Raw genomic sequence first — 16,259 nt, 5'->3', positions numbered from 1 at the left:
CATGGCCGTCAACGCCAAGAACATCAGCGACGACGAGTTCTTCTTCGGCCACAAGGCGTGCGCCGGGTGCGGCGGGTCGCTCGCCGTGCGCGCGGCGCTCAAGGTGCTGGGGCCGAATGCCGTGGCCGCGCTGCCGGCCGGCTGCATGAGCGCCGTCGGCTTCAACTTCCCGCAGCTCGCCTTCGCGAACAACGCCATGATCACGCCCTTCGCCGCCACGGCCAGCGTGCTCACCGGCATCGAGGCCGGCCTGCGCGCGCAGGGGAAGAAGCCCGACGACTGCACGGTGGTGGGCTTCGCCGGCGACGGAGGCACGGCCGACATCGGCCTGCAGGCGCTCTCCGGCGCCATCGACCGCAACGACGACGTGCTCTATATCTGCTACGACAACGAGGCGTACATGAACACGGGCATCCAGAAGAGCTCGCTCACCCCGTTCGGCGCCAAGACCACCACCACGCCGGCGGGCTCGAACGCGCGCGGCTGCCTGACGCAGAAGAAGAACCTGTTCGAGATCGTGGCCGCCCACGGCATCCCCTACGCCGCCACGGCGTCCATCGGCTACCTGAACGATTTCGTCCGCAAGGTGGAGCGCGCCCGTGACATACGCGGCACGCGCTACATCCACGTGATCGCCCCGTGCCCCACCGGCTGGGGCTGCGGCGTGGACGAGACGGTGGACATCGCGCAGGACATCGTGGACACGGGTTTGTGGTACCTGGCCGAGTACGAGGGCGAGCAAGTGAGCGGCGTGCCTGGCGGCCGCTTCAAGCTCAACCGCGACCCCAAGGAGTTCGCCGGCGTGGGCGCGTACCTGCGCCGCCAAGGCCGCTTCAGGGCTCTCACCGACGAGGACGCGGCCGCCGTCGAAGCGGGCCGCGACGCGAAATGGGAGGCCATGCGTCGGGATTGGCGCGGCTAGCGCCATGCCGCTCGTGCAGACGGACGGACGCCTCGCTTTCGGACGGCGCGAAGGCTCGCGACGGCCGGCGCCGGCGCGCTGAGGCGGAGAGAGGATAACCGTGCGCTTCATCGTATCGCCCGCCAAGAAGATGAACGTCGTGGACGACGCCTTCGCCTGGCGCGACCTGCCCGCGTTCCTCGATCGAACCGAGCTGTTGCTCGGCACGTTGCGCGCGCTGTCCTACGACGAGGCGAAGGCGCTTTGGCGGTGCAGCGACGCGCTGGCCGAGCTCAACTTCGAACGCGTCCGCACCATGGACCTGCGCGCCAGCGCGCTCACCCCGGCCGTGCTCGCCTACGAGGGCATCCAGTACCAGCATCTCGCGCCGCAGGTCATGGACGAGGCGCAGCTGGCGTACCTGCAGGAGCGCCTGCGCATCCTCTCGGGCTTCTACGGCATGCTCCGTCCCCTCGACGGCGTGGTGCCGTACCGCTTGGAAATGCAGGCGAAGCTGCCCGCAGGCGGCGCGCCCCACCTCTACGCCTTCTGGGGCGACAGCCTCTACCGTGCGCTTGCCGCCGAAACCGACGTGATCGTGAACCTGGCCTCGGTCGAGTACGCCAAGGCCGTCGTTCCGCACGCGCGGGCCGGCAGCCTCGACGACAGGGGAAACCCCGCTTTCGCGCCGCCCCCGCGCATCGTCACCTGCCTGTTCGGAACCGTCGATGCGCAGGGCCGTCTCGTCCAACGCTCCACGGCGGCGAAGGCTGCTCGCGGGTCAATGATGCGCTGGTGCGCCGAGAACGACGTGCGCCGCCCCGAAGACCTGCGGGCGTTCGACGTGGCCGGCTACGCGTACGACGACCGCCTGTCCGGCGACGACCGCCTCGTGTTCGTCCTCGGGCGTTGATCCGCGCGCTGTTCCGTCTCCGTCCCCCGCGCCAGCCGGTTGCGGTGCGAGCCCGTCGCTCTCCGCGCGCCGTTCGCGGATCTTCTGCGCCTGCTTGACGCGTGCGAAAACTCGCCTGCATAGGGGGCCTTCGCGGATGGCGTGCCCGCCCCGCTTCGGACTTTCGGCCGATGGCGGTTCGTGCGTCTTCGAGCTGGTCTAACTTGAAGTTGCGCAACTCGTATAGGCGTTTCAACGGGCTATAGTTGCGATGAGGGAGGCCTCCCGAAAACCGTCGGCGCGCACGTCAGAGCACTGCCCCAAGGCGGTGCGAGCGACCTCCCGCGCACGTTCGCCAGCACTCCTTGCTCAAAACGTTTTTCCACGAGGGCCTCCGAACGGACCATGCGCCTTGACGTCCAGGGCGCTTCGGCGAAGTGGAGGATCGGGCATGCATATCCATTCCGCGCGCCGCGTCGAAGCACGCAGGTGGGCATCACAGCCTTTGTCGATCGAACTCGTGTCGAAAAGCAGCCGTTCGTACGTGTTCGTCTGCCGTTTCGCATCCGATGCGGCTTCCCAGCGCAGGTGCTGTCTGAAAACCGTACGGGCCGAGGGTCCGTACTTGCGGCATCAGACCGAGCTGCTCTCGCGTCTGGCCGAGAGCGCGCGATCTCGCGCTGCGGCGGGGGAGGGCGATTGTCTGCCGCACGTTCTCGCATACGGGATCGTGGGCGAGTCGCCGCCCCGCTCCGATTGCGGAGAGCTGCTCTACTCGATGCTCACGTGGGTCGAGGGGGCGACGCTTTCGCATTTGATCGCGCAGCGGGCGCGAGAACGCCGGCCGGTTCCGTTCTCCGAGTCGCTGTCGCTGCTGCTCGCCGTAGCCGTTTGCCTTCGCGATCTGCTCCGTTTCGACCCGAAGGCGCCACTGGTCCATCAAGACGTCAAGCCCTCGAACATCATCATCTCCCGCTCGCCGTGCAATCGAGCGACCCTTATCGACTTCGACACCGCGTTTTTCCTGGACGGGCCGGCGGGCGCCGTGCCCTGCGGATCGTACGGATACGCCGCACCCGAGGGGATCCTTCGCAACGAGGGCTGGGAGAACGACACGATGGACGTGTTCTCGTTCGGCATCGTGGCGCACGAGGTGCTCACGGGGCTGTGGCCGTATCCGTTCCCGCCCTCCCCGCGCCGCGACCTTTCCTTTTGGTCGGCGCGCTTTCGCCGAGGCGCCGGACCGCGCATCGATGACGGATTGCCGCGCGATGTCCGGCGAACGCTCCAAGCCTGCGTTTCCCTCGATCCGCGAGAGCGCCCGAACGCCTTTGAGCTGGTGGAACGGATGGAACGGCTGAAGGAGCGCTACGCCGACTCGAGTGCGTCCTCTACCTTGGCCAACTTCGCGGAACCCCTTCCCACGCCTGCGTTCGCGCTTCGTCCCCAGCCTGATTTGCCGGCCGGTGATATAACGAATGGTGTTGCGCAATAGGGCGACCTCCCCAAGACGAATAACCTAGTGATCGTTTACTTGCGCAAACGCAGGCTTGAAAAAGCAACAGAGACAAGGGGTCAAGGTGCGGTCGACGACGAACACCGAGAAGACGCGATCATTCGACGTGCCGGGCGAGGATTGCGGATGGCACACGGCGCTGTACTACTTCGCCGAGCATATTCGATCGCTCTCGCACGGCCGGGTCAATCATAAGGTTCTCTATTCCTACATCGGAACGAACGGCCATTACATCAATCACGACAACCCCACCATTCGCAAGCGAACGGCGGCCGTCTTGTCTCGCCTCATCCACTCGCGGCGCTATGTGGAAGATTTCCGCATGAGCTACGAAAAGAACCCCCGGGCTTTCGACGAGGCCGCGCGGCTCCTCTGCGCCGAGCTGTGCGAAGAGGCGGGCTGCGACGCCGGTGAGGCGGCCGGCTATTTCCGCAGCGCCTTGTGGGAAGACGTCGAGCGCGGGCTGGAGAACGAGCGCGAGGACGGGCGCGTGGAGCTCAACCCCGACCGCATCTCCAACGAGATGCGCTCCCTGTTCGCTTGGTGCGAAGAACTCCCTCCTGAACGATGCCGGGAACAGCTGGTCGTGCTCGCGTCCTCGTACTTCCATCTCATGACGTTCGGGTATCTCGACGAGCGCCTCGTGTTCGAGCTGGCCGACGAGACGCCGCTCGTCGTTCCGGATGAAGCCGAGGACCGGCCCTGTTTGCGGGAAAACCGCGCCTGCCTGATCAAGTACGCGAGCGACGAGCAGGGCGCCATGGCCAACTGGTGGACCCTGACGGACGACCGTCCGTTCGCCATCGGACGTTACACCGACTGCGACGTTATAGAGTCGAATCCGTACGTCTCGCGGTCGCACTGTCGCATCGTCAACAAAAACGGCGTTTGGTGCTTGGAGGACCAAGGGTCGAGGCACGGCAGCCGCGTTCTGCGCGACGACTGCGTCGTGTACGACAGCGTGCGCGACGGCCGCCAGCCGTTCGAGCTCGCGTTCGGCGACCGCATCGTCCTGGCCGGCGTCGCACACTACTGGTTCGGCGCCCTGCTCGAGGGAAACCGGGTCGCGCGGCGCTGATCAAGGAATATTCCGCTTTCCAGCTCGATCGTCGGCGGGGTTTAGTCGCCTCTGCGCAGGCCGGATCGTATCGAGCTTGCAAATCCCGGCGGCTTTCGGGTTGATATGAAAGCTGCCGTTTCCGGGGGCGTTTTTTCGACCCAAGCAACGCGACCATGTCGAAGATATTCTCGTTCGTCGAAATCGTCGAGCGTTCCGGCAGCGGCCTGCCGAAGATATTCGACGGATGGAAGGCGTGCGGGTTGCCCGAACCCACCCAAAGGCCTTGTCATGTCAGAGGGGGCGAGCCGGGCGCGCGCATGCCGATTGCCCGACGATACGCGCTAATAACTCCTGCAAGCGCGGTAACACTGCTACAATGTGCAACTACGATTGCCCATACGTTTCGAGGAAGCAACATGACCATGAAACCTTACAACCCGCATGAGATCGAGCCTCGCTGGCAAAAGGAGTGGGCCGACACCGACCTCTATCAGGTGACGGAGGACACCTCGAAGCCGACGAAGTACGTGCTGGAGATGTTCCCGTACCCGTCGGGCGATATCCACATGGGGCACGTGCGCAACTACACCATCGGCGACGTGGTCGCGCGCTACTCCAAGATGCGCGGCTTCGACGTGCTGCATCCCATGGGCTGGGACGCGTTCGGCTTGCCGGCCGAGAACGCCGCCATCAAGCACAACAGCCATCCCGCTACGTGGACCTACGCCAACATCGACACGCAGAAGGCGTCGTTCAAGCGCATGGGATTCTCCTACGACTGGGACCGTACCGTCGTGGCGTGCGATCCGGAGTACTACCGCTGGGGCCAGTGGATATTCCTGCAGTTCTGGAAGCGCGGCCTGGTTGAGCGCCGCAACAGCCCCGTGAACTGGTGTCCGAACTGCGAGACCGTGCTCGCCAACGAGCAGGTCACGGAAGGCACGTGCTGGCGCTGCCACGGCGCGGTGGAGAAGCGCGATCTCACCCAGTGGTACCTCAAGATCACCGACTACGCCCAGGAGTTGCTGGACGACCTGGATCAGCTCACCGGCTGGCCTGAGCGCGTCAAGCAGATGCAGGCGAACTGGATCGGCCGCTCCGAGGGCGCGGAGGTCACGTTCACGCTGTGCGGGCCCGACGGCGAAGCGCCCTCCGAGCCCACCGAGGCCGACCGGATCACCGTGTTCACCACGCGCCCGGACACGCTGTTCGGCTGCTCGTTCTTCCTGTTGGCGCCCGAGTACCAGGGCCTCATGGAACTGGTGGAGGGCACCGAGTACGAGGCCGCCGTGCGCGAGGTGGTGGAGGGCGCCGCCAAGGTGAGCGCCGTGGAGCGCGCGCAGGGCGACCGCGAGAAGCACGGCGCGTTCACCGGCCGTTACATGGTGAACCCGGTGAACGGCGAGAAGGTTCCCGTGTGGGTGGCCGACTACATCGTAAGCGACTACGGCACCGGCGCGGTCATGGCCGTGCCGTGCGGCGACCAGCGCGACTTCGAGTTCGCGCGCAAGTACGACCTGCCCATCATCCCCATCATCTTGGGCGAGGACGACCCGCTGTTCCCCGAGCTGGACGGCGTGCGGGAGCGCCGCGTGACCTCGGTGGACTGGGACCACGCCTACGACGCCGAGGGCGTGCTCGTGCAGTCCGGCAAGTACACCGGCATGACGGGCGGCAAGCACTCGCCGGCCGTGGACGCCATCGTCGCCGATCTGGAGGCCCAGGGCCTCGGCCGCACGAAGGTGGAGTTCCGCCTGCGCGATTGGCTCATCAGCCGCCAGCGCTACTGGGGCAACCCCATCCCGGCCATCCATTGCGAGAAGTGCGGCCTCGTGCCCGTGCCGGAGGAGGACCTTCCGGTGCGCCTGCCCGAGGACATCGACCTGGCCGCCGGCGAGACGCTGGCCACGCACGAGGCGTTCGTGAACACCACGTGCCCCGTGTGCGGCGGCCCGGCCAAGCGCGAGACGGACACTATGGACACGTTCACGTGCTCCAGCTGGTACTACCTGCGCTACACCGACCCGCACAACGAGGAGCTGCCGTTCGCACCCGAGAAGGCGAACCGCTGGTTGCCGGTGGACCAGTACATCGGCGGCATCGAGCACGCCATCCTGCACCTGCTGTACAGCCGCTTCTACACGAAGGTGCTGCGCGACCTGGGGCTGGTGGACTTCGACGAGCCGTTCGCGAACCTGCTCACGCAGGGCATGGTGCTGGATGAGCACGGCGAGGTCATGAGCAAGTCCAAGGGCAACGTCATCTCGCCCGAGGACATGATCGCCGGCTACGGCGCCGACGCCGTGCGCACCTACATCCTGTTCATGGCTCCGCCCGACAAGGAACTGCAGTGGAACGAGGACGGCCTGGCCGGCATTTACAAGTTCATGAACCGCGCATGGCGCATCGTGAACGACTTCCTCTGCCAAGCGGGCGACGAGACGTTCTATCAGGAAGGCTCGTCGCGCGAAGAGGGAGAGAAGGCGGCCGAGACGCTCAACCGCGAGCGGCATCGCGTGGTGGGCAAAGTCGCCGACGACTTCGACCGCAACAACTTCAACACCGCCATCGCCGCCATCATGGAACTGGTGAACGCGGCCAGCGACTACCTGCGCAGGGTGTCGCCCGAGACGCGCGCCGCCGACGAGCGTCTGCGCGCCCTGGACGCCGACGTGGCCGAGGTCATCGTGAAGATGATGGCGCCCCTGGCTCCGCACTGGGCCGAGGAGCTGTGGCACACCGCGCTGGGCCGCCAGGACTCCGTCTACGAGCAGCCGTGGCCGGAGTTCGACCCCGAGCAGGCCAAGGCCGACGAGGTGGAGCTGGCCGTGCAGGTGAACGGCAAGGTGAAGGCCAAGATCACGGTGGCCGCCGACGCGCCCGAGGACGACATGAAAGCCGCCGCCCTGGCCGCGGCCGAGCAGATGCTCGCGGGCAAGGACGTCAAGAAGGTCGTGGTGGTGCCCGGCCGCCTGATGAACATCGTGGCGAAGTAGGGCTTCTCCTTCGCGGCGTGTCGGGGGGGCACCGTCGCGTGACAAGGCTATGAACAGAGGCGGTCTGGACTTCCGGGCCGCCTTTTGGCTTTCAAGGAAAGGTTTTGCTTTTCAGATGGCGGCTGGCTGCCTTATTCCGTTCAAACCGGGTCGGGTGCGTGGTTCGCGCGCGGCAGCTTGTCTCGCGGTGAACGGGGCGGGTGGGCGAGGGCCGCTCGTCGTTTGCAGTCGGCGCGATCCTCGAACTTGGCATAAATCTTGAGTTCAGGGAATGTATGAACCGGCAAACTTAGCAAAAGCGCGACTAAAAATCTGCCGACCTGGGGTTTTCCAGATCGTATGCAGGCTTTTTCGATTTCCGTGCGAAAATCATTCCCTCAACTCGCAATTTCTGCCAGATTTGCCTATGATGACCTTTATGGAAATAATTGTAGGATATACATCGGCGCTCCAGTATTGGAGATTGGTTGGTCCAGGTTACCTCGGCGATTACCGCGAACGCCAAAAGGCGACGCGACGCGCCCGCGAGGTGATGGCCGCCAAGGAAAGGCCGCACCTCGTCGGCGGAAACCGCCGCCCGGCCGGATGCGCGCTTCCCTTATGCGCGCTGGTCGGCTGTGACGGCGCGCGCTCGCGAACGTCCTCCGTGGTCGGTTGCGTCTGGAGCGCGCTTCCCGAGAAATCGGTCGTCGGTGCGAGCGAGGATTTTCTGATGAGCACGCCGGAGTTCTGCTTTTTGCAGATGGCCAGGCGCCTTTCGCTTGTCGGCCTCATCCAGCTGGGGTTCGAGCTTTGCGGCACGTACGCGTTGGTCGAAGGAGGGCCGGCCGTGCGCCGTCCCGCGCCGCTCACCTCGGTTGCCAAGCTGAGGACGTTCGTCGAGGCGACGCCGAGCGTGCAAGGGCGCGCGAAGGCGCTGCGAGCCTTGCAGTACGTTTTGAACGGATCCGCCTCGCCGATGGAAACCGCGCTCGCCATGCTGCTGTGCCTGCCGTATGGTTTGGGCGGCTACGCTTTGCTGAAGCCCGTGCTCAACCATCGCATCGACGTGCCGCCTCGTTTGCGGAAACTGGCGGATAGAGGCTATTGCGAGTGCGATCTGTGCTGGCCCGGGTTGAACCTCTGCCTGGAATACGACAGCAAGTTGTATCATGCGGATCCTGAACGGCAAGAAAGCGACGCGCGTCGCCGCAGCACGCTTTTGTCGTTGGGCGTCACGGCGGTCACGGTGACGAGGGGGCAGGTGATGGATAGCGGCGCGTTCAACCGTTTAGCCCATCAGCTGGCGAAACGGATGGGAAAACGGTTGCGATACCAGGATCCGGGCTTCACGCGGAAGCACTGCGAGATGCGCGCCGAGCTGTTTGACTCGTTCGGGTCGTTGCCGCAAGCATCGCAGGCGGTGGGGTTCGATGACGTTGACGAGTGAGCGAGGTTGAGATGAGCGCATTGTTCGAGGAGCTGGCGATCGGAACGCTGCGGGCGCGGAACCGGTTCGTGCGGGCGGCCACGTACGAGGGGCTGGCAACTGAAGACGGCCACCTCACGCCTGAGTTGACCGCGATTTGCGAAGAGCTGGCCGAAGGCGGCGTGGGCACCGTCGTCATGGGGTACGCCTACGTGACGGCCGACGAGCAGCCGAACCCGCGCATGCTGGGCATCTACGACGATTCGTTCGTGCCCGAGTACCGAGCGCTCGTCGACGCGATGCACGAGCGCGGCGCGCGCGTCGTGTCGCAGATCGTGTACGGCGGTTCGGCGACGAAGCTCGAACCGCCGAGCGCGCGCATCCTGGGGCCCTCGGCGGTGGCCAACCCCAAGACGGGCATCGTGCCCGTCGAGGCGTCTATGCGCGACATCCGCCAGTTGGAAGCGGCGTTCGCCGCCGCGGCCGTGCGCGCCCGCGACGCCGGGTTCGACGGGGTGGAGCTGCATGCCGCCCACGGCTACCTGCTGAGCCAGTTCCTGAACCCGCTGCTCAACCGCCGCGAGGACGAGTACGGCGGCTCCATCGAGAACCGTGCTCGCATCGTCGTTGAAACCGTCGAAGCGGTGCGCCGCGCGGCGGGCGCGGATTTCCCGGTGATGGTGAAGCTGAACAGCTCGGACGGCGTGGAAGGCGGGCTGACCGAGGACGACGGTTTGGAGGCGGCGAAGCTGCTCGCGGAGCACGGCGTTTCGGCCATCGAAGTGAGTGGAGCGTGGCGCGCCTGCCGTGCGCGGGACTTCGGCGGCGAACCGTTCTTCGGCGCATTCGCGCGGCGCTTGGCCCGCGAGGTCGACGTGCCGGTCGTCCTCACGGGCGGCAACCGGCGCTTCGATGTCATGGAACGCCTGGCCGCCGAGGACGGCATCGCCGGGTTCGGCCTGTGCCGTCCGCTCATCTGCGAGCCCGACCTGGTGGACCGTTGGGCGGACGACCCGGAATACGCGCCGCGTTGCGTCTCGTGCAACGGATGCAGCAAGACGCCGGGGCACCGTTGCGTATTGCCGAAGAGGTAGGGCGCAGTGCTTGCCGGCCTCGGGCGGCAGGTGTGCGGCTTCAACCGTTGTTTGTGGACAAGTCCGTGAGATTCGATGACGGGAACGGCGTTGCGGCGCGAGGGCGGCGCTCGTTTGCTATCATCGAAGCCTATGACACGTGAGAAAAAACATGGATGGTTGAGGCGTATGGTGTGGCTCGTGGTCGGGTGCGCGGTCGTGGCGGCGTTGGTCGTTGCGGGAACGAACGTCGCCACGATCGTCACCACCAAGGACGCCATCGTCGGCGTCGACGAGGCGGCGGCCTTCGACGCCGACGCCATCGTGGTGCTGGGCGCCTCCGTGTTCGCCGACGGCACGCCGTCGGGCATCTTGCAGGACCGGCTCGACGACGGCATCGAGCTGTACCGGGCGGGTGCCGCGCCGAAGATCATCATGAGCGGCGACAACAGCACGGTGTCGTACAACGAGGTCAAAGCCATGAAGGACTACGCCATCTCCCAGGGCGTGCCCAGCGAGGACATCTTCAGCGACCACGCCGGCTTCTCCACCTACGAGAGCATGTACCGCGCCAAGCACGTGTTCGGCGCCGAGCGCATCGTGGTGGCCACGCAGACCTACCACCTGTACCGCGCCCTCTACTCCGCGCAAGGCCTCGGTTTGGCGGCCGTGGGCGTGCCGAGCGACTACCACACCTACAGCAAGCAGACCCAATACGACTTGCGCGAGATCCCCGCGCGCACGAAAGACTTCTTCAAAACGCTGTTCAAAGCGCCTTCGACGTTCGTGGGCGACTTCATCAGCCTGAACCAGTCGGGCGACGTGACCGATTAAGCAACGCGGCGCGGGATTGCGCCGTGGGGTCCGTTCGGGCGAGGGGCGCTATGCGTTGGCGGAATCCGTCCGCGCCGCGAGGCCCCTCTGGTCGAAAGACACCCATGCGGCGACGAGCGCGCAGAGGCGCGCGAAGAAATCGTCGTCCGTCTCGGCGACGGCCTCTGCTGCCTGGTCGGCCCATCGGGCAAGATGTCGATTGACGAACCGCCCCCTCCACGTACGGCACCGCTTCGCCTCGTCCTCGCTTCGAGCCTCCGACTCGGCCTGCGCGAGCAGCGCTGCGAACGCCAGCTCGCTCGCCAAGCTGTCGGCCCGCAAGGTTTTCACGGCCAAGGGGTAGCCGGTCAACGAGGACAACTCGAAGCTCCAGCTGCGATAGCATTGCTCCACGTGATCAATGTCGGGCCCGGCGGTGGGCCCGTATCGCCGGCCCCCGTCCACGACGGCCGATCCGCGCAGACAGCTTTCGCTCAGGGGCACGAAGTAGGGGCTCGAGGGGACGAAGAAGCGGTCGAAGTACCGCTGCTCCAAATCGGCGCTCGCCTCGAAGCGATCGAGCCCCTCCGCGCCGAGCACGTCGGCCACGCGGGCGACATCGGACAGTATCCGCTCGTCGGGAACGTTGAGCAGCGCCTCGGCCAGCGTTTCGTACACCAGTCCGGCCGCTCGCGCTTCCATCGCGCTTTCCGCAGCCGTCTCGTCGATCGTCGTTTCCACGGGCTTCCTTTCTTGCGGAGGCGACCAACGGGCGGCCGCCCCCGTCGTGCAACGGCCCGCTCCGCAGCCGCTCGGGGAGGGAGGGAGCGGCTGCGGATGCCAAACGGGTAGGTTCTCAGAAACGTAGCGTTAGAACAGCACCAAGGGCACGGCGGCCATGATGACCAGGTAGCGCAGCAGGAAACCACCCACGAGCACGCACGCCTCGCCGGCGATCGCCATGCCGGACGACGCGGCTTCCGGGTTCTTCTTCGCCTGCGCGGCGCGCACCAGCTCGAGGCAGAAGGGCAGTGCCAAACCCACGACCACGAGCCCCAACCAGAACGCCACGGCGTAGGGCCCGCTCACGAGGTTGGCCACCGAAGCGGCCGCGGCAGGCCCCGCGCTGCCGCCCACGGAGGCCGTCACGGCCAGCAACGCGACCACGAGCACGGCCTCCAGCACGGGGAGCGCCAAGCCGGTCTTTTTGAGAAAACCCAGCCCTTCTGGCTCCCCGGTCTTGCCAGCGTGCGCCGCCAGGAGGACGGCGGCGAAGCCGGACGAAACGGCCGACACCAGGAACAGCAGCGGCAGCACGACGGGGTTCCACAGCGGGAACCCGGGCGCGTCGCCCAGCAAAAGACCGGTGTACATGGCCACGGCCACGGCGCAAACAAGGCCGACGATGTCGAGAGCCTTGGGCGTGCTCTTCTTCCTCAGCATGATCACGAGCGCCGCCACGCTCACGATCATGAACAAGATGAGGATGACCACGCCCCACGCCATGACCGACGAGAAGTTCGCCAGCAGGCCGAAGAAGCGCAACGGGTTCATAAGTCCCGCCTTGGCGTCCACCATGAGCAGCACCGTGCCCACGGCCACCGCGATAGGGGCGATGAGGTAGCCCGCAAGGCGCAGCTTCGTCGCATCGGGCTTGACGAAGCCCGCGAGCGCGGCCAGCGCGAATGCGCCGGCCCCCAACCCTGCCAAGAACAGATAACAGGCGATGATTCCATCCCATACCATGCTGATCACCCCTCCAGCGGCTTGACGACGTTACCGCCACGATGGATGGCGGATGTTACCGGCATGCTCTCCACTTGGGAGAGCCCCACGTAGAGCACCGCCGGGTCAAGCCCGAGGTCGGCGTAGAGCGCCTCGCCTCCGGCCTCGGCCGCCTTCTTCGCGATGTCGCTCTCGGGATCGTTCAGATCGCCGAAGTAACGCGCGCGGGTTACGCACGTCGAAACGCAGGCGGGCAGCAGGCCCTGGGACGAGCGGTGGTAGCAGAACGTGCATTTGCCCACTTCTCCCGTGTCGTCGTCCACCCAACGGGCTTGGAACGGGCAGGCGGCCATGCAATATTTGCAGCCGATGCACTTCTCCTCGTCCACCAGCACCACGCCTTCCTCGGTGCGGTAGCTGGCGCCCGTGGGGCACACCTTCACGCAAGGAGCGTCGGCGCAGTGGTTGCACAGCTTCGGCTCGTTGGCGCGGCGGGTTTGCTCGCCCGTGCCCACGTCCCAGCTTTCCACCCAGGTGTTGAACTTCGTAAGCGGCACGCCGTTCTCCTGCTTGCAGGCCACGGCGCAGGCGTTGCATCCTATGCAGAGGGACAAATCGATCAACATGCCGAGTCGTTTCTCAGTCATCTTTTACCCCTCCTTATGCCTTCTCGATTTTGTACATGCCGCCGCTGCGGCCGGGCGAGCCGGCGTCGCTGTCGACGTGGGGGTAGATAACCCCGTCCTCGAGCGTCGGGTCGAGCATGGTTTGCAGATGGACGCCCGAGCCGATGGCGGGATCGCCCTTTGTCAGCGTGCCGTCGACCTCGGTATCCTGCGCGCCGTACGCATGGTGCCCGTAGCCGTAGGCCACGCCGAACGTGCCGCGCGCAATGCCGGCGCGCACCATGGCCTCGCCCTTCATGACGTCGCCCGTGGGATTCGTGATGCTCACGGTGTCGCCATCCTTGATTCCCAGCGCGGCTGCGTCGTCCAAGCTGATTTCCAGGTAGTTCTTCTCGCACAGGTCTCTCATGATGGGGCTGTTCGCCTGCATGGAAATCGAGCGGAAGCGCGGCTTGTAGTTCGTGGAGCGGAACGGCCATTCCTGCTCGCTGTACACCTCGGCGATGGGCGTGCGGTCGCAGAAGTCCTCGGGCACGTAGCGCAGCGCCGCATCGGGGAAGGCTCCCGAATAAGGGTTCTTGTTCAGCGCCTTCTTTTCGCTGTAATACTGGATCAGGTACTCCTTGGCGTACGCGCTGCGGCCGTTCTTCTGACTCGTTTCGATAGGCCAGAAGCGCCCGCCGCGCGACAGCACGTTCAGGACCTTCGGCCACTCCTCGTCTGTGACGGCGTCCTTCCAAGCGGCGGGAAGCTCGTCGAGCGCCTGCAGCTTCACGTCCTCGGCGCTCACGTCGGCAACCGGTTCTTCGGCGAAGGCCAGGTTCGCCACGGCCTTCAGGAAGAAGTCCGCCGCATCGTTGAGCGGATAGACCGTTCCGTCCGTGGCCTCGATGGCGTTGTCTCCGAATCCGGGCATGTCGCACGCCTTCGCCACGTCGACGCAGAATGCCTCGAAACTGGCGAAACGGCCGTCGGACAGCTCGACGGTGCTGGGCTGCTTGGCCTGCCAGCGCACGGTGTTGCCTTTGCCGCGCCAATAGCCCTCCTGCGTGACCAGGCCGAAGCTTTCGAACGGCGTGGTGTCGGGTACGATGTAGTCGGCCAGCTGCGCGTGCTCGCCGATGAAGGCGTCGCAGGCTATGTGCAGGGGCACGACGGACGTGTCCTTGAGCTTTTCGATCACGCTGTCGCGCAACGCTCCCGAGGTGGCCTGAATGGTGTTCGTCATCCAGGACACGAGGATCTTCGCCTGATAGGGGTACTCGTTCACGATGGACACGAGCGCCTGGTTGTCGGAGGTGGAAGGCACGTTGAGCCAGGGAAGCTTGGGCTTCGGGTCCTTCTCGCCTGCTGCGACGCGCGCCTTGTACTCGTCGGTTTGCGAGAACAGCTTCTGCGTTCGGCAAATGTACGTGGCGTTCTTGGCGGACACGGTCGGCTTGCCCTTGATGGTGGCCAGCTTGTAGCGATCGCCGTCGGTCGTGGTCTTCGAGCCGATGCGGTAGCAATTGCAGCCGCCGGTCATCTGGGCGGAGCCGATAAGGCCGTTGAGGGCCGGGTAGGCCAGCACGCCGGTGGTGCCGTTGGCCGTCGCCGAGCCGCCGAAGCCGAGGCGCGCCGATGCCTTGGTGCCGTGGGAGACGAACTCCTTGGCGATGCGCTCCATGGTGGCAACGGAGGTGCCGGTGATCTCGGCGTATTCGTCCATGGTGTGCTCGTAGGCGTTGTCCTTAAGGAACAAGAAGCTGCTGCGCACTTTCACGCCGTTCACTTCGCCCTCGTACTCGAATTGCGCGGCATCGCTTTGCGTGTGGATGGCGGGCTGCCCGGTGGCCTGGTCGATGACGACGTAATACGGCACCGGCGTGGTTGCCTTCGGATCGGCGGGAGGCTCTTCGAGCCCCGCATCGGATGCGCGCATGAGCTTGCGGTAGTTCGGGTGGCTCTCGTCGACGATGACGAGGTGGCTTGCGTTCGTGTAGGAGGCGAAGCCGCCCGCGAATGCGCTTTGGTAGTTCGGATAGGAGAGAAACGCGGCGTCGTACGTTTTGTCTTCGAGTATCTTCCGAACGATGCCGAGCGCGAATGCGGCGTTCGTCGCCGTTTTGATGGGTATCCAGTTGATCCCCTCGATGGTGGGGGTGACGCATCCGTTGCCAAGAACCGGGTCGACCACGTCGATGGTGCATTCGCCGGTTTTCAGACGTTCGAGGGTGCGTTTGGCTATTCCCTGGAAGCTCTTTCCGTTCGATCCGGGGAACGCGCCCATGAACAAGACGTACTCGCCTTCCTCAAGGTCGGGCTGGGTGTTGTTTGAAGCGGTCTCTGCCAGCGCACGCGCTGTTTGGGAGCCGCCTCAAGTGGAGCCGTGGCCGTACTGGTTCAGGGAGCCGAAGCAGTTGGTGAACCTGGTTCCGATGGTCGTGCGGCCGTCGCCGCGCCCGCCCAGCATGACGAACTGGTTCGACACGGGTCCCAAGTCGGGCTGGTCGGGGTTCATGGACGTTTCGGTGTCGTGCAACGCCTTGAAGCCTTCTACTTCGCGATCCTCTCCCGCGTCGGCGAACAGCTTGCCGCCGTCGACGACTTCCTTGATAAGGTCGTCCCAGCTAATGGGTTTCCACTTGCCCTCGCCGCGTTTTCCGGCGCGTTTGAGCGGTGCGGTGATGCGGTTCGGCTGTGCGTACACGTCTTGCGTCGCTTGGCCTCGCCCGCAAATGGTGCCGCGCGTGAGATTGCCCTTGCCGGATGCGAACCCCATGGATTGGTACGCCTCGCTGAGCGGCTCGTCGAAGTTCAAAAACGGGTACGCGCAGCTGGGATGGTAGGGGTTGCCGCCCACCGAGATAAGCCTGCCCGATGCGCGGTCGAGCTTGAGCCGGTTGCCGCACGAGCTGTAGCAGCCCAGGCACGCGCTGTAGCGCACGATCACGTCGTCGTTGATTTCGAGCTTGCCCGTTGCGGGGTCGACGACAGCCTCGAGCGGTTGCCCGTGTTTCTGCTCGGGAAACGCGGCATCTTCGGCATGCGCCTTGTGCGGTTGGCCGGCGATCCCCACGCCGGCGATCGAAAGGGCTCCCAGGCCGCCTGCGGCCTTTAGGAAGCTCCTGCGATCCAGGTTGATGCTTGCCATACTCCCTCCTTCTTCTCCTCCGGTGAACCGGTCGACCGCGCGAATGCGCCCGACCTTCCCGCCATCATCCCCGGCGCAGGGTGCGGGCGCATCACCACGTTGCCGTAAAACATGTC

At 65.4% G+C, this 16,259-nt stretch carries 13 protein-coding genes; 8 read left to right on the top strand and 5 right to left on the bottom strand.

Annotated elements, in window-relative coordinates:
- The first annotated feature begins 1 nt into the window (after nt 1).
- From C1878_RS09655 to C1878_RS09620, 8 genes are all read left to right on the top strand, one after another.
- Nucleotides 2–922 carry a thiamine pyrophosphate-dependent enzyme gene (locus C1878_RS09655; RefSeq protein WP_114601399.1) on the top strand — a complete coding sequence of 307 codons (921 nt, stop codon included), beginning with the start codon at nt 2–4 and terminating at the stop codon, nt 920–922.
- A 100-nt stretch (nt 923–1,022) separates the two neighbouring features.
- Nucleotides 1,023–1,814 carry a peroxide stress protein YaaA gene (gene yaaA, locus C1878_RS09650; protein ID WP_114601398.1) on the top strand — a complete coding sequence of 264 codons (792 nt, stop codon included), beginning with the start codon at nt 1,023–1,025 and terminating at the stop codon, nt 1,812–1,814.
- A 604-nt stretch (nt 1,815–2,418) separates the two neighbouring features.
- A complete protein-coding gene (locus tag C1878_RS09645; protein ID WP_158539781.1) occupies nt 2,419–3,288 on the top strand; it encodes a protein kinase in 870 nt (289 codons plus the stop codon).
- A gap of 85 nt (nt 3,289–3,373) precedes the next feature.
- Complete coding sequence (locus C1878_RS09640) at nt 3,374–4,387, top strand: FHA domain-containing protein (RefSeq protein WP_114601396.1); 1,014 nt, start codon at nt 3,374–3,376, stop codon at nt 4,385–4,387.
- A 404-nt stretch (nt 4,388–4,791) separates the two neighbouring features.
- Nucleotides 4,792–7,365, top strand: coding sequence for a leucine--tRNA ligase (gene leuS, locus C1878_RS09635; RefSeq protein ID WP_114601439.1), 2,574 nt, complete (start codon nt 4,792–4,794; stop codon nt 7,363–7,365).
- A 406-nt stretch (nt 7,366–7,771) separates the two neighbouring features.
- Entirely contained in the window at nt 7,772–8,794 is a 1,023-nt protein-coding gene (locus tag C1878_RS09630; RefSeq protein WP_241963692.1) for a hypothetical protein, read from the top strand.
- Between the two features lie 11 nt (nt 8,795–8,805).
- Nucleotides 8,806–9,867: an NADH:flavin oxidoreductase gene (locus C1878_RS09625; RefSeq protein ID WP_114601437.1), complete on the top strand. Its 1,062-nt coding sequence runs from the start codon at nt 8,806–8,808 to the stop codon at nt 9,865–9,867.
- Between the two features lie 168 nt (nt 9,868–10,035).
- Nucleotides 10,036–10,680, top strand: coding sequence for a vancomycin high temperature exclusion protein (locus tag C1878_RS09620; protein ID WP_114601395.1), 645 nt, complete (start codon nt 10,036–10,038; stop codon nt 10,678–10,680).
- A 48-nt stretch (nt 10,681–10,728) separates the two neighbouring features.
- Here C1878_RS09620 and C1878_RS09615 read toward each other — a convergent pair whose 3' ends face one another.
- From C1878_RS09615 to C1878_RS09595, 5 genes are all read right to left on the bottom strand, one after another.
- The gene (locus tag C1878_RS09615; protein WP_114601394.1) at nt 10,729–11,400 is read right to left on the bottom strand and encodes a molecular chaperone TorD family protein; all 672 of its coding nucleotides are present in this window, start codon (nt 11,398–11,400) and stop codon (nt 10,729–10,731) included.
- Between the two features lie 129 nt (nt 11,401–11,529).
- A complete protein-coding gene (gene nrfD / locus C1878_RS09610; protein ID WP_114601393.1) occupies nt 11,530–12,405 on the bottom strand; it encodes an NrfD/PsrC family molybdoenzyme membrane anchor subunit in 876 nt (291 codons plus the stop codon).
- A 5-nt stretch (nt 12,406–12,410) separates the two neighbouring features.
- Nucleotides 12,411–13,031, bottom strand: a complete 621-nt coding sequence (locus C1878_RS09605; RefSeq protein WP_114601392.1) for a 4Fe-4S dicluster domain-containing protein — start codon at nt 13,029–13,031, stop codon at nt 12,411–12,413.
- 13 nt (nt 13,032–13,044) lie between these two features.
- Entirely contained in the window at nt 13,045–15,279 is a 2,235-nt protein-coding gene (locus C1878_RS09600; RefSeq protein ID WP_147272930.1) for a molybdopterin dinucleotide binding domain-containing protein, read from the bottom strand.
- Between the two features lie 87 nt (nt 15,280–15,366).
- Nucleotides 15,367–16,143 carry a twin-arginine translocation signal domain-containing protein gene (locus C1878_RS09595; RefSeq protein WP_158539780.1) on the bottom strand — a complete coding sequence of 259 codons (777 nt, stop codon included), beginning with the start codon at nt 16,141–16,143 and terminating at the stop codon, nt 15,367–15,369.
- Nucleotides 16,144–16,259 lie beyond the last annotated feature (116 nt).

Source organism: Gordonibacter sp. 28C, assembly GCF_003339845.1.
Taxonomy (GTDB): Bacteria; Actinomycetota; Coriobacteriia; order Coriobacteriales; family Eggerthellaceae; genus Gordonibacter.
The sequence above is the reverse complement of the archived record's forward strand: the minus strand, read 5'-3'. Positions and strand labels throughout refer to the sequence as shown.

What these genes read in the sequence shown, in the direction of transcription:
- C1878_RS09655 (WP_114601399.1), top strand. Translation starts at nt 2, where the DNA reads ATGGCCGTCAACGCCAAGAACATCAGCGACGACGAGTTCTTCTTCGGC.
- leuS (WP_114601439.1), top strand. Translation starts at nt 4,792, where the DNA reads ATGAAACCTTACAACCCGCATGAGATCGAGCCTCGCTGGCAAAAGGAG.
- C1878_RS09630 (WP_241963692.1), top strand. Translation starts at nt 7,772, where the DNA reads ATGATGACCTTTATGGAAATAATTGTAGGATATACATCGGCGCTCCAG.
- C1878_RS09625 (WP_114601437.1), top strand. Translation starts at nt 8,806, where the DNA reads ATGAGCGCATTGTTCGAGGAGCTGGCGATCGGAACGCTGCGGGCGCGG.
- C1878_RS09620 (WP_114601395.1), top strand. Translation starts at nt 10,036, where the DNA reads ATGGTGTGGCTCGTGGTCGGGTGCGCGGTCGTGGCGGCGTTGGTCGTT.
- nrfD (WP_114601393.1), bottom strand. Translation starts at nt 12,405, where the DNA reads ATGGTATGGGATGGAATCATCGCCTGTTATCTGTTCTTGGCAGGGTTG.
- C1878_RS09605 (WP_114601392.1), bottom strand. Translation starts at nt 13,031, where the DNA reads ATGACTGAGAAACGACTCGGCATGTTGATCGATTTGTCCCTCTGCATA.
- C1878_RS09600 (WP_147272930.1), bottom strand. Translation starts at nt 15,279, where the DNA reads ATGGGCGCGTTCCCCGGATCGAACGGAAAGAGCTTCCAGGGAATAGCC.
- C1878_RS09595 (WP_158539780.1), bottom strand. Translation starts at nt 16,143, where the DNA reads ATGGCAAGCATCAACCTGGATCGCAGGAGCTTCCTAAAGGCCGCAGGC.